Source organism: Bradyrhizobium sp. SPXBL-02 (assembly GCF_051853065.1).
In the GTDB taxonomy this organism is placed as follows: Bacteria; Pseudomonadota; Alphaproteobacteria; order Rhizobiales; family Xanthobacteraceae; genus Bradyrhizobium.
On sequence record NZ_CP182474.1, the window covers coordinates 6,661,864 to 6,687,580 of the forward strand.

Genomic DNA, 25,717 nt, shown 5'->3' on the forward strand with positions numbered 1-25,717 from the left:
CGGTTCCAAGGTGCGCGGCCGGGGAGGCTTCTGGCGAGCGCCAGAGTTGTGGGAGGATCACATGAGTGCCGCGAGACCCGAGCCGCTTGCCCGTCAAGCGCTGGCATTTGTCTTGGCCGGAGGACGCGGCAGCCGTCTGCTGGAGCTGACCGACCGCCGCGCCAAGCCGGCGGTCTACTTCGGCGGCAAGTCCCGCATCATCGATTTCGCGCTGTCGAACGCGGTGAACTCGGGCATCCGCCGTATCGCGGTGGCGACCCAATACAAGGCGCACAGCCTGATCCGGCACCTTCAGATGGGCTGGAACTTCTTCCGCCCCGAACGCAACGAGAGTTTCGACATCCTCCCCGCCAGCCAGCGCGTCTCCGAGACCATGTGGTATGTCGGCACGGCGGACGCGGTGTACCAGAACATCGACATCATCGAATCCCACGCCTGCCGCTTCATCGTGGTGCTGGCCGGGGACCACATCTATAAAATGGACTACGAGGTGATGCTGCGCCAGCACGTCGAGAGCGGCGCCGACGTCACCGTCGGCTGCCTCGAAATGCCGCGGTCGGAATCCTCCGGCTTCGGCATCATGCACATCGACGAGAACGGCTGGATTCAGGAGTTCCTGGAGAAGCCGAAAGATCCGCCGCCGATGCCGGGCAAGCCCGACGTCTCGCTCGCCAGCATGGGCATCTACGTGTTCGACGCGAAATTCCTGTTCGACCAGCTCAAGCGCGACGCCGAGGACCCGAACTCGAACCACGATTTCGGCAAGGACATCATTCCCTACCTCGTCAAGAACGGCCGCGCGATGGCGCACCAATATTCGACCTCCTGCGTCCGCTCCGGCAGCGACACCCGCGCCTATTGGCGCGACGTCGGCACGGTCGACGCCTATTGGGCCGCCAATATCGACCTCACCGACGTGGTGCCCGAGCTCGACCTGTTCGACCGCGCCTGGCCGATCTGGTCCTATGCGGAGATCACCCCGCCGGCGAAATTCGTCCATGACGAGGAGAGCCGGCGCGGCCAGGCGGTGAGCTCGCTGGTCTCAGGCGGCTGCATCATCTCCGGCGCCTCGCTGCGCCGCTCGCTGCTGTTCACCGGCGTGCGCATCAACTCCTACGCCAATGTCGAGAATGCCGTGATCATGCCTTACGTAAGTGTCGGCCGCGGCGCCCGCTTGAGGAACGTCGTGATCGACCGCGGCGTCGAGATTCCGGAAGGCCTCGTCGTCGGCGAGGATCCCGAGGTCGACGGAAAGCGCTTCCGCACCACCGAGCAGGGCATCTCGCTGATCACCCAGCCGATGATCGACAGGCTCAATACATGACGCCTGTTCGCGTCCTCGCGGTCGCCTCTGAAGTCTACCCCCTCGTCAAGACCGGCGGCCTCGCAGATGTCGCCGGCGCGCTGCCGGTTGCGCTGAAGACGCATGGCGTCGAGATGCGCACCTTGCTGCCGGGCTATCCCGACGTGATGCGCCTTTTGTCCGGCACAGAGGAGCTGCGGCGCTGGCCGGATTATTTCGGCGGCCCCGGACGGCTGCTGGCGGGCTCGCATGCCGGGCTCGACCTGTTCGTCCTCGACGTGCCGCATCTCTATGCACGGCCGGGCAACCCCTATGTTACCACCGATGGCGTCGACTGGGCGGACAACGGCGTGCGCTTCGCTGCGCTGTCGCGCGTGGCGGCCGATATCGGCCATGGCCTCGTGCGGGCGTTCGTGCCCGACGTCGTGCACGCCCACGATTGGCAGGCGGGGCTCGCGCCGGCCTATCTGCACTACGAAAATCGTCCGCGGCCCGGCACCGTGATGACCATTCACAACATGGCCTATCAGGGCAAGTTCGCGCCCGAACTGATCGGATCGATCGGCCTGCCCTGGCACGCCTTCAACGTCAACGAACTGGAATATTTTGGCGGCATCAGCTTCTTGAAGGCCGGCTTGCGCCTTGCTGATCGCATCACCACGGTGTCGCCGACCTACGCGAAGGAAATCCAGAGCGACGAAGGCGGCATGGGGCTCGGCGGGCTGCTTCGTGAACGGTCGGACGTGCTGAGCGGCATTCTCAACGGCATCGACATCGAGGTCTGGAATCCGCAAACCGATCCGCACATCGCCTATCGCTTCGGCGCGGAGGACCTGACATTCCGGGCCGCGAACAAGGCGGTGCTGCAGCAGCAGTTCAACCTCGATTCCTCGGACGAAGCACCGCTGCTCGGCGTCATCAGCCGGCTGTCCTGGCAGAAAGGGCTCGATCTCCTGCTGGAAGCCATCCCGACCATCCTGCGCGAAGGCATGCAGCTCGCGCTGCTCGGCAGCGGCGAGCGCGATCTGCAGGATCGCTATCAGGCCGCGGCCCGCGCCAATCCCGGCCGGATCGGCGTCGTGATCGGCTATGACGAGATCCTGGCGCATCTGATCCAGGCCGGCTCGGACGCGTTGATCGTGCCGTCGCGCTTCGAACCGTGCGGCCTGACCCAGCTCTGTGCGCTGCGCTATGGCGCCGTGCCGATCGTCTCCCGCGTCGGCGGCCTCGAAGACACCATCGTCGATATCGGCGCGGCCGACGCGGCCGGCCGCGATGCCACCGGCTTCAAGTTCGCCCCCGTGACGGCGGATGCCCTCGCCGGCACGCTGCGCAAGGCCAACACCGCCTTTCACGACAAGCTGACCTGGCGCCGCCTGCAACGTAGCGGCCTTGCGACCGACGTCTCCTGGCGCAATCGCGCCGGCGACTATGCCGCGCTGTATCGAAATCTCATGGCGGCCCGCGGGGTTTAGCGTTTTCGAGCGAGGCGGGCATCGGTTCGCGTCAAGAAAACGCGTCAGAACAAGAATGGGAGCTTCGTTCCGATGAAATCGGAACGAAGCTCCAGCATGGCCGAATCCATGCTATAGAGCGCGCATGGACCCGCTATTGACCAAGCTGATCGGCTTTGCCGCAGCCACATGCACCACCGTCGCCTACGCGCCACAAGCCATCAAGGTATGGAAGACCCGCTCCACCGGCGACATCTCGCTCGGCATGTTCCTGGTGATGGTGCTGGGCCTCGCGCTCTGGCTGATCTACGGCCTGCTCTCGGGCGATGGCCCCCTGATCGCCTCGAACGCCGTCACCATGCTGCTCGCCGGCGGCATCCTGGTGATGAAGCTAAGATATGGGTGAGGCTTTTTTCGCCTCTCCCGCTTGCGAGGAGAGGGAGAAGATCACCCAAACACGTACGACGCCATCGCCACATGCGCGACCTCGTCGACGAAGACGCGGCGTCCGACGTCGCTGCCCGCGGCGCCAGCCGCCACCATCAGCGGCAGCAGATGGTCCTCGCGCGGATGCGCAAGGCGTGCGCTCGGCGCATTCTCCCAATCGACCAGCATCGCGTTGCGGCGCGCGGCATCGGGGTTGCTGATCGCCTCGTTCAGATAGGCTTCGAAATCATACGAGACGGGCTTGGACTCCGGACGGTTGAAGCCGCGCATGTTGTGATAGGTAAGCCCGCTGCCGACGATCAGGATGCTTTCGTCACGCAAGGATGCGATCGCCTGCCCCACCTTGACGTGCTCGGCCGCGTCATAGCTGGACTTCAGCGACAGCAGCACGATCGGCATGTCGGCGTTCGGATACATCAGCCCGAGCGGAACGAACGTGCCGTGATCAAAACCCTGATCGGGATCTGCGCGGCAATCGAGGCCGGCATGCGTGAGCAGCGCCTTCACTTGCGTAGCGAGCTCGGGCTTGCCCGGCGCGGGATATTTGAGGTGGTAGGTATGCTCGGGGAAACCGTAATAGTCGTAGACCATCGGCGGGTGCGGCGAGGTCGACACCGTGAAGGCGTCGGCCTCCCAGTGACCGGTGATGACCAGCACGGCCTTCGGCCTCTCGGGCAGAAGCTGCGGCAAGTTCGCGAACGCCTCGGCGGTCTTGGCATATTGCACCCGCCTGTCCTCCATGAAAGGCCAGGGGCCGCCGCCATGCGACAGGAACAGGGTCGGAAATCGCGTCATCGGGCTCGTCTCGTTGACAACAGGCGCGTGCTTACGGTCCGCACGATTGGCGGTGAGCATAGGCAAAGTAGCATGGTTAGCAAGTCGTTAACGATTTGCCGCCCAGAATCCCCGGCGGGGCCGAAGCAGTCGGCTTGAAGACAAGTGAGACGTGCGATGAGGAAGTTTGCGCTGGGGGACGTCGTCAACAGTGATAAGGGCCGCCGCGGTGTCGTCCGCGCCGCCTTCAAGTCGCGGGATGGCCTGCAATTCTATGCCGTCGAGAAGGACGGCGCGATCGATTACCTGGAGGAAGACCGGCTCAGCCCGGCGCCGCGCGTCGAGCTCGCGGCTTAAATCCGATTCATCTCCTGCCCTCATTTGCCAGCCGGTCGAGACGCTCCGCGATCGGATCGTCGCCGCTCGCGATGCCGTCGTTCGTGATCAGCAGCAGGCGATCGCCGCCCGCCGCGTCCCAGCGCGGCAGGTCGGGACCATTGAGGTCAGGGCCATTGGGATCGCCGCTTCGAGCGAAGTTGATCCAGTAGGCGCGCATGCGGCTTGCGACCTCGCGGTCGCGCCGCGACAGGATGCCCGCACCGGGCACGCCTTCCGCGCCGAAGATGAACTGCAGCTCGCGCCCGTGGCCGATGTCCGGATTGGCGCGGCGCGCCTCCGGCACATAGGCGAAGCGGTAACGAAAGGTCGGCGCGCCGCTTGCCGCGTGCAGGCGGGCCAGCAGCCGCACCGGCTCGGAGAAGACCTTGTCGGTGTAGACTTTTGCCGCGAGATCCGACGGTCTGGTGAGATCGGGATAGAGCTTGCGCAATTCCTCGCTACTCGTGCCCGGCGGCGCAAGCTCCTCCTTGATCGCGGTCTCGTTCTCCAAGCCGGTCTCGTCCTCATTCGAGCCGATGATCAAGGGAATGCGGCTTTGGCGTCCGGCCGCAAAACCTGCGGCGAGGTCCTCGGTCACGAGACGTCCATCCATCATCGGTGCAAAGCTGCGCGGTGATTTCTCCAGCAATTGCTGTTCGGCGGCCAGCAGGCGCCGCGGCTCGACTGCGCGCAGATCCGTCTTCGGCCCAAGCGCGGCCACGAAGAGCCGGCCGATGGCCTCCGCCTCTTCTGCCGAACGCAGCCGCGCGCGGCCTGGCACCGATTGCAGAATGGCCTTGTGGAAGAGATCGCGCGCTGGCGCGGACAGCATCAGCAGCGCGATCGATGTCGCCCCTGCATCGCTGCCAAACAGAGTGACGTTGCCCGGATCACCGCCGAAGGCCGCGATGTTGTCGTGCACCCAATGCAGCGCGGCGACCTGGTCCATCAGGCCGAGATTTCCGGAGCCGGCGTTCGACAGCGCGGGATACGTGAGCCAGCCGAGCGCGCCGAGGCGATAATTCACGGTGACGACAATGAGGCCCGCCTGCGCCAGCTTGGCGCCATCGAACAGCGGATCGTTCGCGGTCCCCGTGGCGAACGCGCCGCCATGGATGAACACCATGACCGGCAATGGGCCATCGACCCCGAAAGGACGGAACACGTTCAGCGTCAGGCAATCTTCGCTCGCCACGGGCAACGCCGGCTGACGGCACGGCGCGCCGTAGTCGTAGGCGGTGCGCATCTCCGAGCTTTCGGTCGTCGGTTGCGGCGGTTGCCAGCGCAGCGCCCCGACCGGCGGCGCCGCGTAAGCCAGCCCCCTGAACGAGGCCACCTCGCCCTCCACGGCGCCGAGCATCTGCCCTTCCCGCGTCAGCGCGAATGGAAATTGTCCGACCGACTGGGCGACGGCCGAGCCGACCCCACACAGGACTGCGATAGCCGCAACGAATGCAAGCAGGGCCCGCATCTTCGGAACGATCTCGATGAAGGATTCCGGCAGGTTATGTCCGGAGCCGTCGGCGAGGCAAGCCTCGCGCCCGCGCCTAGCCGCCTTTGCCGATCAGCTCCGCGAGCGCACGCCTTGCGACGATGCCGAGCTCGCCCAGCGTGGAGTGGCCGGATTGCGCCGCCTCGATCAGGCGCTCGGCGATGAACCTGCGGCTGTCGTGATCGCCGCCATGCGGCAGTTGCCGGCACGTCTGCTCGAGAACGACGTCCATGTTCGCTTTGGTTCGCTCACTCAACTCTGTCATGACGCCCGGGCGGTACGCGTGGCTTGTAAGCGCAAGCATACACAGAAGGATGATGGCTGATTACCCCGGGCTATCACGGCCATTGTGCATCGCGGTGCGTGTGGTGCCACAACATTCGCGCGGTCACGAAGCCGCCGCAAACGACCACCCTAAGATTGCACTTGCTCTGATGACAAGCTGAGCCTGCGGCGATAGCCTGCCGCCAAAACAAAACCTACGGGAGGAACACCATGCCTGACGCAATGGTCGCCACACGTGCCTCCGATGAGCGCGGAACCGCTCAAAAGGTCGATGTCGCCGTGGTCGGCGCCGGATTTGCCGGCCTCTATCTTCTCCATCGCCTGCGCAAGGCAGGGTTCTCGGCGGTCGGGCTCGACGAGGCCGGCGATGTCGGCGGCACCTGGTATTGGAACCGCTATCCGGGCGCGCGCTGCGACATCCAGACCATCGACTACAGCTATACGTTCGATCCGGAGCTCGAGACCGCCTGGACCTGGTCTGAAAAGTACGCGACCCAGCCCGAGATCCTGCGCTACCTCGGCTTCATCGCCGATCGCTACGATCTGCGCCGCGATATCCGTTTCAAGACCAAGGTCACCGAAGCCAGATGGGACGAAGCGTCGGAGCGCTGGCTCATCACCACTGACAATGGCGCGCCGGTGTCGTGCCGCCATTACATCATGGCGACCGGTTGTCTCTCCGCGCCAAAGCCGCCGGAGATCGACGGCGTCAAGGACTTCAAGGGCGAGGTCTATTTCACCGGACGCTGGCCGCATGACGGCGTCGATCTCACAGGAAAGCGCGTCGCCGTGATCGGCACGGGCTCCTCGGCGATCCAGTCGATCCCGCTGATCGCCGAGCAGGCCGCGCATCTGACCGTTTTCCAGCGCACACCGAATTTCGCATTGCCGGCGCATAACGGCCCGGCGCCCGCGGACCGCATGAGCCTGCTGCAGAGCGACCGCGCGGCCTATCGCGAGCAGGCACGGCAGTCGATGGCCGGCGTGCCCTACCCGCAGCAGACGGTCGTGAGCTGGCAGCTCAGCGATGCCGAGCGTCGCGAGCGGTTCGAACGCGCCTGGGCCGCCGGCGACCTCGTCCACATCCTGACGCAGCTCTGGGCCGACCAGGCCGTCGACCTCGACGGCAACAAGATCGTCCAGGACCTGATCCGCGAGAAGATCCGCGCCGCGGTGAAGGACCCCGAGACCGCCGCGGCACTGATGCCGGACGACCATCCGTTCGGCGCGAAACGCCCCTGCCTCGACACCAACTATTACGCAACCTACAACCGGCCGAACGTCACGCTGGTCAATCTGCGCAAGGAGCCGATCAAGGCGATCACCGCGAGCGGCATCTCCACCAACGGCCGTAGCTTCGACGTCGACGTCATTGTCTTCGCAACCGGCTTCGATGCGATGACCGGTGCGATCCGGGCCGTGCATCCGATCACCGGGCGCGGCGGCAAGTCGCTGTCCGATGTCTGGGCGCAGGGGCCGCAGACCTATCTCGGCCTGACGGTCGAGGGCTTTCCGAACTTCTTCATGATCACCGGCCCTGGCAGCCCGTCGGTGCTGTCGAACATGGCGGTGTCGATCGAGCAGCATGCCGACTGGGTGGTCGATCGCCTTGCCGCGCTGCGCGATGCCGGCTTCACCACGATGGAGCCGACCGAGACGGCGCAGGCCGGCTGGAACAGGCACATGGCCGACTGCTCGATGCTGACGCTGCACCGGCTCGCCAACACTTGGTACACGGGCGCCAACGTGCCCGGCAAGGTGCAGGGGCTGATGCCCTACACCGGCGGCGTCGGCCCCTACCGCAGCATCTGCGACGAGGTGGTCAGCCGCGGCATGCTCGGCTTCAAGCTCACCGGCCCCAATGGGGCCGCGCAATGCAATGACGGCGAGGTGGTGCGCCTGCAGCCGGACGTGCGGCTGGTGCTGAACCTGCTCGCATCTCTCAACCTGCCGCCGATCGAGTCGATGGGCGCGGAAGGCGCACGCGCCTTCGTCAACGAGTTCAACAAGGGCCGTCCCGCGGGGCGGCCAATCGGCGAGATCGTCGACGGCACCCTGCCCATTGCCGACGGTGTGTTGCCCTACCGTGTCTACAAGCCCGCAACGCCGGGACCGCATCCGGTCGTGGTCTATTTCCATGGCGGCGGCTGGGTGCTCGGCGACGAGCAATCGGACGAGCCGTTCTGCCGCGACATGGTGCGGCGGACCGGCATGATGTTCGTCAGCGTCGGCTATCGCCACGCACCTGAGCATCGCTTCCCGACCGCCGCCGAAGACGGCTATGCGGCCACGCGCTGGATCGCCGAGCACGCCGCCGAACTCGGCGGCAAGCCGGGCCCGGTTCTGGTTGCCGGCTGGAGCGCCGGCGGCAACATCGCTGCCGTCACCTGCCAGCTCGCGCGCGACCGCGGCGGGCCTGCCATCGCCGGCCAGCTTCTGGTCTGCCCGGTCACCGACTGCAGCTTCGATCGCCCCTCCTACGAGGACAATGGGACCGCCTACTTCCTGACGCGCTCGCTGATGTACTGGTTCTGGGACCTCTATTGCTCACCGGCCGACCGCACCGATCCGCGGGTCTCGCCGCTGCGCGGCAAGGTCGCCGGGCTGCCGCCGGCCCTTGTGGTCACCTGCGAGTTCGATCCGCTGCGGGACGAGGGTGTCGCCTATGCCGAGGCAATGGCGGCCGCCGGCGTCCCGGTCGAGCAGCTCAAGGCACGCGGCCACTTCCACTCGTCCTTTGCGATGGTGGACGTGGTGATCACAGGCGTGTCGGGCCGGGTGCAGATGGCGGAGGCCTTGCGGCGCTTTGCCGGGCTGCCGCCGGAGGTCCGCCGCGGCGAGAGCAGCCAGGAGCATGACAGCCCGGGGCACAGGATCGCGGCGGCCGCGAGCTGAACCGGAAAACGGCGCGGCCGGGAACCGTTCCCGGCCGCCGGCGTGGCGATTGGTGTGATCCCGGGCAGCCGGCTGTATCCACCAGATACAGCTACGGCTGATGGTCAGGCAGCAACATCGATGCGGCGACGAGGCCGCCTGCTGATCCAATCGCCGCAACAAGCCAGGGCCATGCGTAACCGGCAGCCGATGCTTCGTCCGATAGGATCGCACCGAGCATTGCGATGCCGAGCGCAAATCCGGCCTGCCGCATGACCACGGTGACCGCCGAGGCCATGCCCGTTTGGTCCGGAGGCACCAACGCAACGACAGCGCTCGACAGTTGCGGATGCGCGAGGACTGCGCCAATCCCGGCCAACAGCATTCCGGTTGCCGCAGCAGCGAGAACGACTTGCGCGTTCGGGAGCCAGCCGCTCGCGGCAAGGACCAGAATGAGATCGCCTGCCAGCAGCGCCAGCATCGCCGTCGCGAACAGCCGGCGCCAGCCCCAGCGTGTTGCGAGGCGAGCGCCATAGGGCGGCAGCAGAAGCATCGGCAACGTCGCGAAGAGCATTGCGAAGCCAACGGACGGACCTGACCAGCCGAACGCTGCGTTCAGGAACGGCGGCAGATAGACGAGAACCGCCCAGTATCCAACGGAAACAGCAATCAGGAGCGAGGAAATGCCGACCATGACCGGCCGAATGAACACGGCGGGGTCGAAAATCGGCACGGGCCGGCGCCGCTGCTGCATCACGAAGATGGCGAGCAGACACGCGCTCAGCCCGAGGCCCGCTGCAGTCCGGGCCGGCATTGCACCTCCCTTCAGCAGGCTCTCGATCGCAAGACCAAGCGCAAACGTGAGAAGCACGACGCCGCTCCAGTCCAGCGGGCGGCCGGCAGGATCACGCGATTCTGCGACCAGCCGCGGAACCGCCAGAAGCGTGAGCAGACAAAGCGGGATATTGGCCAGGAAGATCCAGCGCCATCCGAACCAGGCCGAGACAAGTCCTCCGAGCGCTGGTCCGAGCGCCATGGCGGTGCCCGAGAGCACGCCCATGAATGCAAAGGCGCGGGCGCGCTCGTCAGGCCGGGCATAGGCATTCGCAAGCAGCGCAATGCCTCCCGTGATAACGAACGCCGCGCCGAGGCCTTGAACTGCACGCGCGCCCCACAGCATCGGACCACCCGCCGCGAAGCCGCAAATTATCGATCCGACCAGGAACACGACGTTGCCGCCAAGCAGAGCGCGTCGGCGTCCATACTTGTCGGCCAGCGCGCCCGCGGCGAGCAGCCCGCCGGTAAATGCCAGGCTGTAGGCATCCATCACCCAGGCATAGGCAGCGCCGCCGAAACCGAGTTCGGCGGCCATGGCCGGCATCGCGACAACAACCGCGGTTACGTCGAATTGCGTCAGAAAGGCCGCCATGCCGAGCACCATCGCTGGCAGCAGGTCGTGCCAACGACGTGGGGACTGCATGTCGGGTTCAGGCGTGATCATCGTTGCCCCATCGTGAAAGCGTCTGGTACCGATATGCATACCGGGGCGAAGCCTGCGCCAATGCAATGCATTCACATCGGCATGAAAATGTTTCATGATGATGCAATGCGTTCATTTCCTCCCTTCGACGGTCTGATTGCGTTCGAGGCAGCCTTGAGACATGCGAGCGTCACGCGCGCCTCCGCGGAGCTCGGGCTCACGCAGAGCGCGGTCAGCCATCGGCTCCGCAAGCTCGAGGACTTCGTCGGGACGCCCCTCCTCGTTCGGCAGCCGAGCGGCTTGTGCGCCACGCCCGCCGGCATTGCCCTCTCGAACGAGTTGGCCGGTTTGCTCGACAGGATGGCGGATTTTCGTGCGCTTTGTCGCGCCGCCGCTCCGCCTCCGGCCTTGAAAGTGGGCGTCGGTGCAGCGCTTGCCGACTATTGGCTCGTGCGCCGCTTGCCCGATTTTGCGCAAGCACATCCCGGCATACCGGTCGAGCTGGCCGTACGTGAACCCGACGCACATGCGAGGTCGACCGATCTTGACGTCGCGGTGGTGTGGCAACCAGCAGCGGGCTTGAGGCCAACGTCGACGCAGCGTTTGCTGGTTCGCGAGCATGTTTACCCCGTCTGCCACCCACGCCTGCTGCCTGGCCAGCAACCGCTGACCGACGTGACGCGCCTCAAATCGTTGCCGCTCCTGCACAAGGGCCGGATCGGCGAAGACCGCGGGGTCGAATGGTCATGGACCTCCTGGTTCGAACGATTGGGTCTCGGCCGCCCGCCACCCGCCGAGATACGCTTTGCAACGATAGCCACCGCCATAGCCGCGGCCCTCGCCGGCAACGGGATCGTGCTCGCGCGTTCGCTGCTGGTCCAGGACGCACTCAAGGACGGCAGGCTGGTACGGGTGCTTCCGCAATCGTGGGACTTGCCGTCGAGCAAGGCTCAGATCGTGCGCTGGCCCGCGGCAATGGCCAAAGATCCCCGCGTAATGGCGTTTGTCGGCTGGATATTGCAAATTCCGAAGATCCCGAGCGCTTGAGCCCTGCGCCGTAGCCGATGAGCCGGGAACCTTTTCCCGGATGCCGCGTTGGGGCTGGTGGCATTGAGATGCAGCGACAGGTGTATGGGCCCCGGCACGCGAGCACGTGTGCTGGGGTCGTCTTTTGCGTGAGGCAGGACGATGGGGGACGTTGTTGCGGAGTCAAAAGTCGATTTCGGCGCGCTTGCGGCGCTGCATAAATGGCCGTCACTCGGCAACCAGCGCCGACCGGACCGCGAGCCCTACCAGGTGAGCGAGGGGACGCTCGACCAATGCATCTCGGCCTTCATGCAAAAGCCGGCGGCGACCCGGCATCTCTATGAGATCCGCACGGCGCCGCAGCCGCCGCTGGTTACCGCCGTTCTCTCCCCCGAACACGTCATCGAGCTATCACGCTGGCGGGAATTTCTCTGACGGCCTTCACAAGCACGTGCGTAGGAACCTTCTTCCGGTTTTTCCCGTTGTCGGAGATCGGAAGTCAACTCGTGAGCGCCTCACATGCTTGAAGCTGGCGTTGCATCTCCCGTCGTGCCCTATGGCGCGGACCAAACCCTCTTCGTCGTCGTCGACCGTCTCGACATTGCGACTGAAATCCGCATCGAGCGCAGCGATCTCGAAGCCACCATCGGCGAGTTCGTCGCTGGCTGCTTCAACGATCCCGTCAAGGTGATCTCGTTCAACACGCTCGAACACTGGATCAAGGACATCTCGACCGAGGTCGCCGGCGCGATAAAGGCACGCTGCGACATCTATGGCATAGAGCTGCCCGACTATCTCAGCGAATTCGTCGAGAGCCATAGCTGAGGGCGCATCGCACCTCAAACGTTGCACATCGCGCCCAACAAAAAAGCGCCGCTTCCGCGGCGCTTTTCGTGTCGTCACCTCAGTGGTGCCAGAACAATGCCAGCAGCAGAACGATCGGCAGCGGCACGCCAAGCAACCAAAGCAAAGCACCTCGTCCAAAACCCATGATGTCCTCCTCCTTCTTGATCACCGGGATGACGCCGGGAAAAAGGAGAAGTTCCGCGCCTCGCAGCGAGGGCGGATGCGATCGGAGCATGGAACGCGGGACTTAGTTGCGGCGGTGCTTACCGGCGATGACCTCGATCTCGCGGCGGCGTTCGCCGGCGAAGGTCAGCAGCTTTTCGATCGTCAGCGTATCGGTGATCCGTTTGGCGAGCCGCTCGGCGCGCGCAGCCTGATCTTCGAGATGCTGGATCGTGTTCAAGCGCCGCCTCCCCCAAAGCCCCGAATTGTGCGGGCAGCCATGGTGCTCGAAAAGCCGCTAACAGCCGGTTAAGCGCGCCGCATCGTTCGCAACGCGTGCCCTATCGCACGACCTCGAGCCTGACATTGGTGATGCCCTTGTCGACCATGCCGAGCGCCTCGGCGGCGGAAGGCGAGATGTCGACCACGCGTCCGCGCACGAAGGGCCCGCGGTCGTTGACCCTGACCGTGACGAAGCGGCCGGAGGAGGTCTCGGTGACGCGCAGCTTGGTGCCGAACGGCAGGGTGGGATGCGCCGCGGTCAATTCGTTCTTGTCGAACTTCTCGCCGCTCGCGGTCTCCGTATCCGAATAGAAGCTCGCGACGCCGTGCGAAGCCGTCTGCTTACCCTCGGAGCTGCGCGCCCGGCTGATTGGGCGTGGATGCAGCGCCGCCACCCTGTGCGGGCGCTCCACCGCGGCTTGCCGGGTCGTTCCGGCGAGATCGGCTTTCTGACGGCCGACCGGCGATTGCGCGCAGGCGGCGAGCGATGCGGCCCCCAGGACCGCGAGCAATAGCCGGCTCGAGCTAGCCAGCGACATCCGGGCAGTTTCGGCACTTGCAATGCGAGACATGATGCGCCCTCCGAACAACCCCAAGTTTCCGTGGGGAATGAGGGCAGAACCTTGTCGGAACAAAAGCGGCTCTGGGGCCGCGGCCGTTTCGCGCCAGCTGTGACGATTCCACCACAGTGACTGTCCTGAATCGGGACAGAACCCGCCGCCGGAGTCGGCAGCTGCGGCTCAGGCCGGAGGGGGGATCGCGCGCAAGACGTCCCTGAAAACGCCGAACTGCAATCGAAACGCTTGCGGGCTGTAGTCCTGGTAGTAGCCCGCCGTCACGGCGACGACGAGATCGAGCTCCGGCACGATGCGGATCGACTGCCCGCCGCGCCCCAGTGCACCGATCCAGTTGATCTTCCGGTCGTTGACGCGCGCTTGGCCGAGCCACCACAGATATCCGTAGGATTGATTGTCCGTCCCCTTGATCTTCTCAGCAGTCGAGGCGTCGATCCAGGCCTTGGAAACGATCCCGCGGCCGTTCCAGCGGCCGCCCGCAAGGACCAGCTGGCCGATCTTTGCCATGTCGCGCGGCCGCAGTCGCAACCCTCCTCCCGCATCGGTGTCTCCACGGTACCGAGCCCACGTCGTGCTGGTGATCCCCAAAGGCTCGAACAACGCCTCACGCGCGAATTCATCGAGAGGACGTCCGGTCGCCTTGCGGATGATGGCCGACACCAGAGTGAGTGCGCCGGTGTTATAGAAGAATTCCTGCCCCGGCGCGGCGGTCACGGGAAGACCGAGAACGTAACGACACGGATCCCATGCCATATGCATGCGCGACTCGTCGTTGTCGTAGTCGCCCGTTGCAGGAGTCGCCTCGATCCACTTCAGGCCCATCGACATGGTCAGCGCGTGCACCAACCGGATACGATCCTTTTCGGGAGACCGCAGGTCGGACAGTTCGGGGAAGAAGCTGAAGATCGGTTCGTCGACGCTGCGGATCAGCCCGCGATCGATCGCGATCCCGACGGCGAGTGACGCAACGCTCTTCGAGACCGACTTCACGTTGTGCAGCGTGTCGGCATCGAAGGCGAGAGTTTCCACACGGCGGCCGTAGATCGGGTCGGGAATTTCGTCGGCTCCCTTGAAGTAGCTCTCGAACGCCAGCTTGCCATTGCGGGCGACCAGCACGGCATGGATGTTGGCATCGCTGGAGACGAGGCGATCCGCCATCCCGCACAGCGCCTCGCGATTGACGAGACTGTTGTCGTTGACGGAGCCGACCGGCCAGCCGTCGCCCCGCTCGAGCGGACCACCGCAGCCTTCCGGCGGGTTCGCGTAGACCGGCAACGCAGAGAACGGCGCGAGTGCGGCTCCGCCGAGGAGTGAAATGAATTGACGCCGCCGCATTCGAAGTCTCCCGTCACCCCTGTCGCGGCGCCGAGCAAATTTCGGCGCTGGCGTAGCCCGACTGCGCGCTCTCTCGAAGGATGCGCGCGAATTCACGCCAATAGAGCTGTCGCCAGCTGGTCTTCAGACTGGCAAGAAAATCAAGTTCGCGTTGCGTCAATGTGCACATCGCTCTTTAGGCCACGAGGCCTCCCATCGGTTTGATTTCGGCGCTATCGGGGAAGACCGTCTCGGCGAGCACCTTCTCCTCGACACGCAGATGATCCCTGAGCAGGCCCTTCAGCACGGCACGCAGATCCGTGGTCGGCTTGAGATCGCGATCGTCGAGCAGTTGCGCCGCCTTCAGGCCCGGCCAATCCGCGATCACGCGGCCGCCGGCGAGCCCGCCGCCGATGAGGAAGGCAACCGTGCCCGTGCCATGGTCCGTCCCCTGCGTGCCGTTGATGCGCGCGGTGCGGCCGAACTCGGTGACGACGGCGACCACGGTTTCGTGCCACACCTCGCCCATGTTGCTTTCGATCGCCGCGAACGCGCCGTCGAGCGCGCCGAGCAGATTGTAGAGCTGGCCCGACGCCGCGCCTTCGGCGATGTGCGTGTCCCAGCCGACGAAACCCATTGCGCCGACACGCGGGCCGTCGGGCTTGGCGAGATAGCGCGCGGCGGTGCCGGCGGCTTCAGTGAAATAGGCGCGCACGCGCGCAATGCCTGGCGGCGCCAGCGTCGGATCGTCCGACATCGGATCGCCCGTACCCCTCGCACCGTCGAGCGAGGCGAGCTTCATGCGCGCCTGCAGCACGGTCGCGAGCTTCGGATCGGTGTGCTGGTAAAGATCGAGCAGGCGGTTCTGCGTATCCTGGCTCGCCGGCAGGAGTTTTTGCGGCACCCAGGTCATCACTGGCGCGGAGCCGCGCACCACCAGCGGCGTCACCGAGCCGATGCCGAGCGCACGGCTGCCGCGCGGATCGACCCGACCGCCGGACTCCATCGCCAGCAGCGCACGGTTGAGCCATCCCGAAGCGGTCGCACCGGGCCTGGTGAAGCCGCTCTCCAGCACGTCCTGGCCGTCGAAATGCGAGCGCTCGCGATAGGGCGTCGCGGTGGCGTGGACGATCGCGGCCTTGCCGCTCTTGTAGAGCCGATGCAGGTTCGGCATCGCCGGATTGAGCGCGAAGAAGGAATCGAGCGGCAGCGCCGCCGGCTTGCCGTCGAGCAGCAGCGCGCGATCGCCGCGCAGGGCGACCCAGTCGGGATCGCCGACCGGCGCCACCGCGCCGAGGCCATCGAGCGCGCCGCGCAGGATGACGACGAGCAGGCGCGGATCGCGCCCTTCCGCGCGCGCGATCCGCGGCATCTGACTCCATGCGAACAGCGCCCCGGAGCCGGCCAGAAGCTCGCGCCGCGTGGGCAGATGACGATCAAGGCCCATGCTCACCTCCTCTGAAAATCCGCCGACATGAACAGCAGCGCGAGCGCCTGCTGGCGGCTCTCGGCGCGGCCGATCGCCTGCTTCACCTCGGGTGCGATCTCGGATGCAAAGACGTCCTCGATGATGACTTGCGGATCGGCCATGCCGGTGATGCGCTCGGCAAAATTGTTGGCGACGTCGAGCCGCCGGCCGACACCGTCGATCCAGCTCGCCTCGTCGTCCGGATAGCCCTTGGGCGATGATGGACGCCATAGCGGCTCGCCGAGCAGCTGCTGGCCACCGGTGTAGAGGACGGGATCGACGACCGTGATGCCGGTCGCGCGCACCATGCCGACGACCCATTCGCCGGGACGCTTGAGCTTCGACGGCGGTCCACGCCACGCCTCGTCCGACGACACCATCGCGATTGCGACCTGCTTGAGGTCGCCCTCGGTGTCGCGAAAGGTCTTCGCCATCTGCTCGACCAGAGCCGGCGGCGGCTCGTCGGCGACGAAGTGCCGCGCCAGCTTGGTCGCGACGTGGGTTGAGGTCGCCGGATGCGCGGCGAGGTCGCGCAACACGGCGCGGCCCTGCTCGGCATCCTCCTGCTCGTAGCGCTTGCCGAGCACGGTCTGGCCGCCTGGCTCGTGCAGCCGCGGATTGAAGGTGAACTCGCCGCCGTGCTGGGGATCGGCGCCCGGCGGCACCAGCGTCCAGCCGGTCATGACGTTGGCGAAGCTGATCACGTCGTCCTGGGTGTATCCGGTGCGCACACCGAGCGTGTGCAGCTCCATGATCTCGCGCGCGATGTTCTCGTTGAGGCCGCGGCTGCGATTGATGCCGGCGATCGAGTTCGCGCCCATCGATTCCAGATTGTCGAGATAGAACAGCATCGCCGGATGGCCTTCGACGGCGAGCAGCAGATCGACGAAACGGCCGAGCGCATTGGCGCGAACCGCCTCGCGCTCATAGGCGCCGGACATGCTCTGGATCTTGTTGGCCGAGACGCAGAAATGGTTGGACCAGAACCACACCAGCCGCTCGGCAAAACCGATCTCGGCGGCGAGCGCGGCTTCGGTGCGCAGCTTGGCTTCCTGCAAGTACATCGGACGTCCGGGATCGGGAACGGCGTCGGCCGCCTGCTTGGCCGCCATCTCGGCGGCGTCCTTGTCCTGCACTTGACCTTGCGCCTGGTCTTCCGACATCGCCGGCGCGGCCGCCGCCATCTGCTGCTTCTTGGCCTGCTGCTGCGCCTGCTTGACCCGCGCCGTCCGGCGGGCGTTGGCGTCGGCCACGGTGCGAAAGGCCTTGGCGCTGGTGGGAAGCCCAGCGGCGGCGGTCAGCGTGAGCGGCCGGTCGAGCTCGGCGATCAACGCGCCGCGCGGGTCCGAGCCCATTGCGGCGATCGATCCCGGCCGCGGCCCCATGCCGAAGCGCTGCAGCGCAAGCACGGTCTCGGCCCTTGCAGGATTGCTCATGGCGGACGCCCATTTTTCTCGAGCCTGCGGACACGCGGCGCGAGGCTACGAACGGTAATGCTACACATCGTAGCATTCGCGATGCGCCCGGACAAGCGAAGATTGCGGCATCTCCGTCCGGCTATCGTGAACCGCCCGTCGGATGCGACGGACGGCGTCGCGATCCTAAAAGTTGGGCCCGAGCGCGATCTTGGTGATCACGCCGTTCCTGACGCCGATCCGCCATTCCGCCGAACCATTGGCGAACTGGGCGATATAGATGTCGCTGTCGAGCGCGGTGACGCCGCGGAACGAGACCGCACGCAAGGCGCCGAGTCGCGCCAGGATCGCCTGGTCGAACGGCAATTGCTGACGCGTGATGTCGGCTACTTCCGACGTCATACGGTCGTAGTCGGGCTGTCCCCTGCCGAGATCTTCGATGTAACGGCGCAGCATCTCTTCGCCATTGGCGATTGGAACAGCGCGGCGCGCGGCACGCCCCGGCTTCGCGCCGAGGCTCGATGTCTCGACATTGTGGAAGCGCGTCTGCCGGCCCGGCATCAGGATTTCCAGGCACCGTCCCGACTTGTCGGCGATCATCCAGGGATTGTTTACGGTGGTCGTGGCCGCCCAGCTCATGTTGGACCTGACGACGCTCTGGTTCTTGCGATTGCCGTCGGCATCGAGATTGAAGACCCGGATGTCCTCGCCGAGCTCATTGTAGACCATGATCCGGATCGGCGAGGTGCCGGCGCGGCCGCGCACGTTCGCCTCTTCCGAGCAAGGCAGGATGCCGCCGAGCTCGTCATTGCCGTCGGCCCGGAAGATGACGTCGCCGGCCTTGCCGTCGGGCTCGAGCAGCAGGCGGAATTCAGCCGTGCCGTTCTCGAACTTGGCGCCTTAGATATCGTAGCCGCCCGGGCCCACGCCGCGGAAGAAGATCGACTCCACCGCGCCGAGCGCCACGAACGTCGTTTGCATTTCGGCGAGATAGCGGTGGACCTTGGCCGCGAGCGGCGCGCTCATGCGATCATAGTCCGGCGTACCACGGCGCAAGCCTTCGATGCCGGCCAAGACCATCTCCTTGCTACCGGCCACCGGCACCTGCTCCCTGAATCGGTCGGAGACCTTGGCGAGGCGGCGCGCGAAGTCGGCCTCGACGGCCTGCGCCACCGCCGCATCGACGCGGGTCGCGAGGCGGGCACCGAAAACCGCGTTCTGCACCAGCACGCGCGACACCTTCGCCTGCTCGTCGCGCAGGAAGACGACGAGATGGTCGCCGCGGAACGAGAAGGCGTCGGTGCCCTCGGCGAGCACCTGCGTTGCGCCCTGCCCGGTCTCCTGCAGCCAGAGACGGTCGCCGTCGCGGCGGACGCTGAGCACGCGGTTGGGCGCCAGCCGGTACCAGCCGACATATTGATCGAGCGACGCGATCTCCGCAGCCGGTGCCGGCATCTCCGCGACACGAACCGCGCGAATGTCGCGGCCATTCATGCGCAACGTCAGCTCGGCCGAGCGACGCTCGGCATCGACGGGGAACGTGATTTCGCCGGACGAGGCCGGGTAGGACGCCGTGCCGTCGCCGCCGACCGAGAGGCGCAATTTCCGCTGTCCGGTCACCTGGCCGTAGAGCTCGTCTCCCTCGCGGAAGATGGCGAACACCGAGGCCGGGCCCATGGCGTAGAAATTGACGAAGGGGCGGTAATGCTGGGCCGGCACCTCGCCGCTATCGGCGATAGCGGGCGCGGGGTCGGGCGTGCGATAGGCGATCATGCCGGTCGACACGATCACCGCCGGCACGATCGCGGCCGCGATCCACAACCGCTTGCGCCAGCCGACCGCGACGGGTATCGCGGCGGCCGCGATGATCCGCTCGACGCGGGCGCGCACGGTCGAAGCCCGCGCCATCGCAAGCTCCACCGGGCGTGGCTTCACGCTGCTGGCAAAATCGAGCAGAATCTCCGCATAGGACAGCCGGTCGTCGATCACCTCGATCGCCTGCGCGTCGCTGATGATCTCGGCGAGCTCGGCAAGGCGCGCGAGCTGCCACCAGGAGAACGGGCTGAACCAGAACACCGCACGATTGAGCGAGGCGAGCAACAGGACGTAGAAATCGCGGTTGGCGACATGCGCGCTTTCATGGGCGAGCACCGCGAGGCGCTTCTTCGCATCCCAGCCTGCAAATTGCGGCGGCACCAGAATGGTCGAGCCGAAGGTGACGGGACCGCCGACGTCGCGGCTGACACGGATGTCGGCATCGATCAGCTGCGCAGCTTTCACCGGCTTCGCCGCACGCATCAGGCGCCAGGTCAGGCCGAGGCCGATGGCCAGCCGCAGCAGCAACAGGCCGGCGATGCCGGCATAGACGATCGTCGCCACCAGCCACCAGTCGACCAGAACGCCGTTTGCAACCGGCGGCGCCGCGACGGCGCCCGGGGCGATCGGCAGGGTCGGCTGCGACATCTCCAGCATCGCGATGTCGGCCGGCCACGATTCGCCCGGCACCGGCACCGATGCTGGTAGCCGGTCGATGGTGAGCGTCGGCCAATGCATCACGAATGGCATCGCGAGCGAGGCCATCAGCACGACGACCCACGCCGTCATGTGGACGTGCGGATTGCGCACACGGAATAGGGTGAGACCGAACCAGACGACGCCTCCCAGCACAAAGGAGCGCAGCGCCGCCTCCGCCAGAGTTGCGATCATTCTTTCTTCACTCCCCTCGCTTTCTTCGCCTTGGCCACCTGGTCGGCCAGCGAGCGCAATTGCTGCTGGTCGAGCATCTTGTTGTCCACCATGCCGACGAGGACCTCCTCGATCGAGCCGTTGCAGAACCAGTCGACGATGCGCTGCACCGCCTTGGCCGCAACGCGCGCGCGGGGTTCGGCGGCGTGGTACACGTAAGTTCGGCCGTCCACCGTGTGGTTGACATAGCCCTTTTCCTCCAGCCGGCGCAGCACCGTGCGCACCGTGGATTCCTTCAGACGCCGCGACAACCGCTCACGCACGATCTCGGCCGTGACCGGACCATCGGCCCAAACCAGTTGCATGACCTCACGCTCGAGGTCGCCGAGTTCAGGCAGGCGATCGTCCATGGCATTTGACCTTGCGGATTGAGTATTCTTGTAACGCTACAGACTGTCGCATATGCAGCCGCGGAGCACAATGGCGATTCCACCTGAGATGGTGGTGATGGGTCGACCTAACTGGGCGTCGGGAGTCGGAGGGACGGTGCGCTCCCTCTCCCGCTTGCGGGAGAGGGTCGGGGTGAGGGTGTCTCCGCAGTGGGACTCCCCAAGAGGATAGAGCCCTCACCCGGCGCAAGTGCGCCGACCTCTCCCGCAAGCGGGAGAGGTGACCGAGCCAGTTCGCCAGATCGACTCAATCAAAAGTCATCAGCCCTCAGTACGTCGGCTCGTACATCTGCGACTGAACGAGGGCCTTCACGTCATTGGGCGCAGGTCCGTCCGCGAGCCCGCGCTGGTAGGCCACGTCCGCAACCGCCGCCGCGATGCGGACGGAGACCTCGCGGATGCGCGGCAGTGCCGGATAGAGGCTGCCCTGGGCGAGGTCCTCCTTGCCGACGCAATCGGCGAGCGCATGGGCGGCCGCCATGAACATCTCGTCGGTCACGAGGCGCGAGCCGCTGGCGATGACGCCGAGGCCGACGCCGGGGAAGATGTAGGAATTGTTGCCCTGGCGCGGCACGAAGCTGCGGCCATTGAGCTTGACCGGATCGTACGGGCTGCCGCAGGCGAACAGCGCGCGCCCTTCGGTGTAGCGATAGGCGTCCTCCGCCGAGCACTCGGCCTTCGAGGTCGGGTTGGAGAGCGCGAACACGATCGGCTGCTCGTTGAGCTCGGCCATCGCCTTGAGCACATCGGGCGTGAAGGCGCCGCCGACCGCGGCGACGCCGATGATCGCCGTCGGTTTCAGCGTCTTGATCGCGGTGAGGAAGTCGGCGATCGGCGCCTGGTCAGTGTGCGCATAGCGCAGCTTGTGGCCATGCAGACCCTCGCGCCCCGCAACGACGAGACCGCGGGAATCCACCAGCCAGTTGCGGCGAAGCGCCTCCGCCTCGGAAGCCCCCTCCGCCATCATGGCCGAGACCACGAGATCGGCGATGCCGGTCGCCGCCTCGCCCGCGCCGAGGAACAGGATCTTCTGGTCCTTCAGCTTGCCGCCGGAGACGCGCAAGGCCGAGAACAGGCCGGCGAGCGCCACCGCCGCGGTGCCTTGGATGTCGTCGTTGAAGACGCAGGCCTCGTCGCGATATTTGTGCAGCAGCTTGAACGCCGAATGATTGGCGAAGTCCTCGAACTGGATCAGCACGCCCGGAAACGTCTTGCGCGCGGCTTGCATGAACTCGTCGACGAAGCTGTCATAGGCCTCGCCCGTCAGCCGCCGCTCGCGCAGGCCGAGATAATAGGGATCGTTCAACAACTCTTCGTTGTTGGTGCCGACATCGAGCACGATCGGCAGGCACAGTTCGGGATGCACGCCGGCGCAGGCCGAGTAGAGCGAGAGCTTTCCGACCGGAATGCCCATGCCGTTGGCACCCAGATCGCCAAGTCCCAAAATGCGCTCGCCGTCGGTGACGACGATCAGCCTGGCCTGGTAGGGCCAGTTCTTCAGGATCTCGGCGATCTGGCCGCGGTCGCGCGAAGAGATGAACATGCCGCGCGGCCGCTGGAAGATCAGGCCGTATTTCTGGCAGGCAAGCCCGACCGTCGGCGTGTAGATGATCGGCTGGATCTCGTCGATATTGTCGACGACGACGCGGAAGAACAGCGCCTCGTTGCGGTCATGCAGCGCGTTCAGGGCGACGTATTTTTCCAGATCCGTCGGCAGCGTGCGCAGATTGGTGAGCACGCGCTGAGCCTGCGTCTCCATCGTCAGCACGCATGGCGGCAACAGGCCGCGCAGGCCGAGCGTCTCGCGCTCCGCTTCCGTGAAGGCGGTGCCCTTGTTGAGCAGGGGATCGCGCAGCAGCGTCATGCCTTGCTGCGGATTGGACGACGTCGATTTGGCAACGACCCGGGCAGGTCTATTCACGAATTCCCCCAAGGAGTTTCTTATTGAACCGCAGCCATTGTCGGCCAGTGCTCCATTCAGATCAAGGACGGAGAGACCGCGGCGCCGATTGTGATCTCGCACCGCAGCGAGACTTGCGCAAACGACTGGCAGTTGCGCGCGAAAGGGTTAACGCGCAGGCCTCTAACTCCTCATGGTGAGGAGGCGCGTCAGCGCCGTCTCGAACCATGGAGGCCCCTATCTCACCCGCGGCCATCCTTCGAGACGCCCGCCGTTGGCGGGCCCTCAAGGATGAGGACGGAGTGCGCGACATCAGGATCAACGGGCACCGACGCCGATTAGCCTCATCCTGAGGAGGCGCCTAGCGCTGTCTCGAAGGACGAGGCGCGCGCTCAGGCCGCCGCCAAGAACTGATATGCGATCGCCTGCTTATCCTGCTGCCCGCCTTGGCATCAGATTGGCGGCGCCATCTCCCGACGGCGCGATATGCATCAGGATCGTCTGCGTCGCGGATGCGACCTCGATGCCGTTCTGCTGGAAGCGCAGCTTCATGCGACGGTTGAATTCGCGCTGCACCGGCCAGCGGCCGGCCTCGGTGCAGCGGATCTGGCCGACGATCGACACCATCGCGCCGTCGACCTTGTCGATGCCCCACAGCTCGAGGTCGCCGCGGATGAGCGCACGGAAGTCCGCTTCGCGGCGCATCTCGTCGACGATGTCCTTGAGGATCTGGCCGGCGCGATCGGTGTCTTCCTTGTAGGCGACGTTGACGCTCACCGAGGCATTGCCGGCGCCGCGGCTGGCATTGGTGATGGTCGTGACCGCGCTGAACGGCACGATGTGCACGGCGCCATCACCCGCGCGCAGGCGGATGGTGCGGATCGAGACGTTCTCGACGACGCCCGACAGCCCCGACACGCTGACGGTGTCGCCGACCTGCACCGTATTCTCCAGCAACAGGAACAGGCCGGTGATGAGATCCTGCACCAGCTTCTGCGAGCCGAAGCCGATCGCGATGCCGACGATGCCGGCGCCCGCCAGCAGCGGGGCGACATTGACGCCGATCTCGCTCAACGCGGTGAGGCCGACGACGGTCGCGATCAGGCACAGCAGTGCGGTGCGCAGCATCGGCTGGAAGGTGCGCAGCCGCGCCGCGCGGGCATAGTGCCCGTCCCGCGTCAGCGTATTGATCTGGCGGTCCAGGAGCGCGTTGCTGGCTTCCCAGATGGCCGCTGCGATGAGCACGGCGAGGCCGATGGTCACCACGGCCGAGATCAGCCGGCTGCCGATCTGGCCGCCATAGAACCAGACGATCGCGTCCACGCCCCAGACTTCGAGCACCGCCACGAAGCCGATGAAGGCGATCACGCCGGATACGATCCTGCGCAGCAGCGGCAGATACCGGTTGGCACGGATCTCGAGGCCGGGAAAGCGCTGGAGGATCTCCGGTTTGATGCGGAAGCCGCGATCGATCAGGCTCAGCGTCAGCATGATGACGACACGCGTGATCAGCGCCACCGCGATGGTGCCGACGAAATATTGCAGCAGCAGCGAATAGCCGTTGCGGATGTTGAGCGCCCACACCGCCCAGAGCGCGAGGTCGAGCGCGATGGCAAGATAGTGCCAGCCGCCGGCGATGCGGTTGCGCAAACGGGCCGCAATTCCCTTCCGCTCGGCCGGCGCGCGGATGGCATCGGCGACCTGGCGGCGGCATTGCAGGACGATGACGGCGATGAAGAGGTGCACGACCAGCATCACCATGCGCAGCAGCGCGGCGTAGCCGGCGCGGTGCAGGCCGAGCAGCAGCGCCACATTGGCAAAGGCGATGCCGGAGACGCCGACGCCGACGATGCGGCGCGCCCAGATCTCGATATAGGCCGCGGTCTCCGCGCGCACCGGAAACAGCCCGAACGGCCCCGCCAGCGCCCGGACCAGGCAGATCAGCCCGCGGGAGAACGCATAGGCGTTGACGACGGCGAGGATCACGAGACGGACAATCGCGGGCTCGCCGAGCTCCGTTCCGAGCAGCGCGGTGGCGACGGCGACGAAGACGAGCACGGGAAGCAGCTCGAGCACGAAACGCCCGAGCACGAAGGGCAGACGCAGCATGATCTGCCAGACGCGCGCGAGACTGTGGCGTCGCTTGTGCAGCTCCGGCTCGGGCGTGACGTCCGCGACCGATGATGGCGGATCGGCAAGCGGCAGCGCCTGGGCCGGCAGGCGCGCGGTTTGCGGAACGCGCCCCTCCAGGAACGCGACCGGCCGGCGGATCAGGCGGAAGATGACCCATTCGGCCGAGAGAGCGCAGCCCAGCAGCAGCGCCAGCTTCCAGGCGATCTCGATCAGGAGATTGTAAGCCGCGGGATCGTTCGCGGTGCGCATGATCCAGTAGTAGAAGGCCGGAAAGTGCGTGAGCGTCCGTGCCATGCCGGCGATCTCGCTCGATATCTCCTGGATCTCCTCCGACACCGTGAGCAGGAGTTGCGCGCCAAGACCATCGGCCGCCAGCGGGATCGGCGATTTCGCCTCCGGCGCGGGCTGCTGCGAACCCGATGCGTTGGCGATCACACGGAGCGTATCGATCATCTGCGCGCGCTTCTTGTCGTCCTGGAGCGTGTCCAACGCACGCCTGGCTTCGTCAGGCGATAGCGCGGCGGCACCGCCCGCGGCCGGCGCTTCGGCACGGGCGCAGGAGAGAGACGAGATCGCGAGGAAAAGAGCGGCGAGAAGCGCCGGGACAAGCTTTTGCGACACGCAGATTCCCTGGAAAAAATGAATGCGCCCGCGGTGTCGTGGCCGTCACCGCCGAAGCACATCCGTCATGTCGGATCGCAGCTATTCGCCCCCAGCCTGTGTCGGAAGTTGGCCTTTGAGACGACATTCTCTTGGCATTTGCCGCAATGCAGGATCGCGAGCTGACGCCCCGGCGAAACTCCATCGGGCCTGCGCGCACAGACCCTTGTGCAGATCGAACAGGAGGATAAGGAAAGGCGGGATATCAAAGAGTTGCGGCAGCCTTCACGGCCATCCGACACGATCGACGTGACCAAAATACAGCGCCGGGAAGGTAGGGGCTTTGCCTCACTGATGCAGCCCGCTAAACCTTGT

Annotated in this window: 20 protein-coding genes and 1 pseudogene; 8 read left to right on the top strand and 13 right to left on the bottom strand. The window is 65.8% G+C overall.

Annotation, left to right across the window (positions count from 1 at the left end):
- The first annotated feature begins 61 nt into the window (after window positions 1-61).
- The 3 genes from glgC (at window position 62) to ACNJYD_RS31025 (ending at window position 3,163) form a co-directional block, all read left to right on the top strand.
- Entirely contained in the window at window positions 62-1,324 is a 1,263-nt protein-coding gene (gene glgC / locus ACNJYD_RS31015; protein ID WP_172787398.1) for a glucose-1-phosphate adenylyltransferase, read from the top strand.
- Complete coding sequence (glgA, locus tag ACNJYD_RS31020; RefSeq protein WP_439364258.1) at window positions 1,321-2,778, top strand: glycogen synthase GlgA; 1,458 nt, start codon at window positions 1,321-1,323, stop codon at window positions 2,776-2,778. Before glgC ends, glgA begins: the two co-directional genes overlap by 4 nt.
- A 124-nt stretch (window positions 2,779-2,902) precedes the next feature.
- Window positions 2,903-3,163 (top strand): SemiSWEET transporter, encoded by a 261-nt coding sequence (locus tag ACNJYD_RS31025; protein ID WP_172787400.1) that lies wholly within the window; start codon window positions 2,903-2,905, stop codon window positions 3,161-3,163.
- Window positions 3,164-3,204: 41 nt separating this feature from the next.
- Here ACNJYD_RS31025 and ACNJYD_RS31030 read toward each other — a convergent pair whose 3' ends face one another.
- Window positions 3,205-3,999: a DODA-type extradiol aromatic ring-opening family dioxygenase gene (locus tag ACNJYD_RS31030; RefSeq protein WP_260380234.1), complete on the bottom strand. Its 795-nt coding sequence runs from the start codon at window positions 3,997-3,999 to the stop codon at window positions 3,205-3,207.
- Between the two features lie 156 nt (window positions 4,000-4,155).
- On the opposite strand from ACNJYD_RS31030, the gene ACNJYD_RS31035 reads away from it, so the two are divergent.
- Window positions 4,156-4,335, top strand: coding sequence for a hypothetical protein (locus ACNJYD_RS31035; RefSeq protein ID WP_172787402.1), 180 nt, complete (start codon window positions 4,156-4,158; stop codon window positions 4,333-4,335).
- Window positions 4,336-4,342: 7 nt separating this feature from the next.
- On the opposite strand, the gene ACNJYD_RS31040 is transcribed toward ACNJYD_RS31035, so the two are convergent.
- Together ACNJYD_RS31040 and ACNJYD_RS31045 are read right to left on the bottom strand one after the other, a co-directional pair.
- Window positions 4,343-5,827, bottom strand: coding sequence for a carboxylesterase/lipase family protein (locus tag ACNJYD_RS31040; RefSeq protein ID WP_439364259.1), 1,485 nt, complete (start codon window positions 5,825-5,827; stop codon window positions 4,343-4,345).
- 76 nt (window positions 5,828-5,903) lie between these two features.
- Window positions 5,904-6,152 carry a hypothetical protein gene (locus ACNJYD_RS31045; protein WP_172787404.1) on the bottom strand — a complete coding sequence of 83 codons (249 nt, stop codon included), beginning with the start codon at window positions 6,150-6,152 and terminating at the stop codon, window positions 5,904-5,906.
- 191 nt (window positions 6,153-6,343) lie between these two features.
- Here ACNJYD_RS31045 and ACNJYD_RS31050 point away from each other — a divergent pair, with 191 nt between their 5' ends.
- The gene (locus ACNJYD_RS31050; RefSeq protein WP_212258340.1) at window positions 6,344-9,028 is read left to right on the top strand and encodes a flavin-containing monooxygenase; all 2,685 of its coding nucleotides are present in this window, start codon (window positions 6,344-6,346) and stop codon (window positions 9,026-9,028) included.
- Between the two features lie 91 nt (window positions 9,029-9,119).
- Here ACNJYD_RS31050 and ACNJYD_RS31055 read toward each other — a convergent pair whose 3' ends face one another.
- On the bottom strand, window positions 9,120-10,508 hold the full coding sequence (locus tag ACNJYD_RS31055; RefSeq protein WP_439364260.1) for an MFS transporter: 1,389 nt from the start codon (window positions 10,506-10,508) through the stop codon (window positions 9,120-9,122).
- 105 nt (window positions 10,509-10,613) lie between these two features.
- Here ACNJYD_RS31055 and ACNJYD_RS31060 point away from each other — a divergent pair, with 105 nt between their 5' ends.
- The 3 genes from ACNJYD_RS31060 to ACNJYD_RS31070 all read left to right on the top strand — a co-directional run bounded on the left by ACNJYD_RS31060 (window position 10,614) and on the right by ACNJYD_RS31070 (window position 12,338).
- Window positions 10,614-11,534, top strand: a complete 921-nt coding sequence (locus ACNJYD_RS31060) for a LysR substrate-binding domain-containing protein (RefSeq protein ID WP_439364261.1) — start codon at window positions 10,614-10,616, stop codon at window positions 11,532-11,534.
- A gap of 141 nt (window positions 11,535-11,675) precedes the next feature.
- Window positions 11,676-11,948 carry a hypothetical protein gene (locus ACNJYD_RS31065; protein ID WP_172787408.1) on the top strand — a complete coding sequence of 91 codons (273 nt, stop codon included), beginning with the start codon at window positions 11,676-11,678 and terminating at the stop codon, window positions 11,946-11,948.
- Between the two features lie 84 nt (window positions 11,949-12,032).
- Entirely contained in the window at window positions 12,033-12,338 is a 306-nt protein-coding gene (locus tag ACNJYD_RS31070; protein WP_439364262.1) for a hypothetical protein, read from the top strand.
- 268 nt (window positions 12,339-12,606) lie between these two features.
- Here ACNJYD_RS31070 and ACNJYD_RS31075 read toward each other — a convergent pair whose 3' ends face one another.
- The 9 genes and pseudogenes from ACNJYD_RS31075 to ACNJYD_RS31115 all read right to left on the bottom strand — a co-directional run bounded on the left by ACNJYD_RS31075 (window position 12,607) and on the right by ACNJYD_RS31115 (window position 25,363).
- Complete coding sequence (locus ACNJYD_RS31075) at window positions 12,607-12,762, bottom strand: hypothetical protein (protein ID WP_172787410.1); 156 nt, start codon at window positions 12,760-12,762, stop codon at window positions 12,607-12,609.
- 100 nt (window positions 12,763-12,862) lie between these two features.
- Window positions 12,863-13,375, bottom strand: coding sequence for a septal ring lytic transglycosylase RlpA family protein (locus ACNJYD_RS31080; RefSeq protein WP_172787411.1), 513 nt, complete (start codon window positions 13,373-13,375; stop codon window positions 12,863-12,865).
- 168 nt (window positions 13,376-13,543) lie between these two features.
- Complete coding sequence (locus ACNJYD_RS31085; RefSeq protein WP_439364263.1) at window positions 13,544-14,713, bottom strand: serine hydrolase domain-containing protein; 1,170 nt, start codon at window positions 14,711-14,713, stop codon at window positions 13,544-13,546.
- 175 nt (window positions 14,714-14,888) lie between these two features.
- Entirely contained in the window at window positions 14,889-16,139 is a 1,251-nt protein-coding gene (locus ACNJYD_RS31090; RefSeq protein ID WP_439364264.1) for a DUF1501 domain-containing protein, read from the bottom strand.
- Window positions 16,140-16,141: 2 nt separating this feature from the next.
- Window positions 16,142-17,596, bottom strand: coding sequence for a DUF1800 domain-containing protein (locus ACNJYD_RS31095; protein ID WP_439364265.1), 1,455 nt, complete (start codon window positions 17,594-17,596; stop codon window positions 16,142-16,144).
- 165 nt (window positions 17,597-17,761) lie between these two features.
- Window positions 17,762-20,281, bottom strand: a pseudogene (locus tag ACNJYD_RS31100) (M56 family metallopeptidase).
- Window positions 20,278-20,670, bottom strand: a complete 393-nt coding sequence (locus ACNJYD_RS31105; RefSeq protein WP_212258346.1) for a BlaI/MecI/CopY family transcriptional regulator — start codon at window positions 20,668-20,670, stop codon at window positions 20,278-20,280. The pseudogene ACNJYD_RS31100 and the gene ACNJYD_RS31105 overlap by 4 nt, the downstream one beginning before the upstream one ends.
- A 307-nt stretch (window positions 20,671-20,977) precedes the next feature.
- The gene (locus ACNJYD_RS31110) at window positions 20,978-22,573 is read right to left on the bottom strand and encodes an NAD-dependent malic enzyme (RefSeq protein ID WP_212258418.1); all 1,596 of its coding nucleotides are present in this window, start codon (window positions 22,571-22,573) and stop codon (window positions 20,978-20,980) included.
- A gap of 465 nt (window positions 22,574-23,038) precedes the next feature.
- Window positions 23,039-25,363 carry a mechanosensitive ion channel domain-containing protein gene (locus ACNJYD_RS31115; RefSeq protein ID WP_439364266.1) on the bottom strand — a complete coding sequence of 775 codons (2,325 nt, stop codon included), beginning with the start codon at window positions 25,361-25,363 and terminating at the stop codon, window positions 23,039-23,041.
- Window positions 25,364-25,717: the final 354 nt, after the last annotated feature.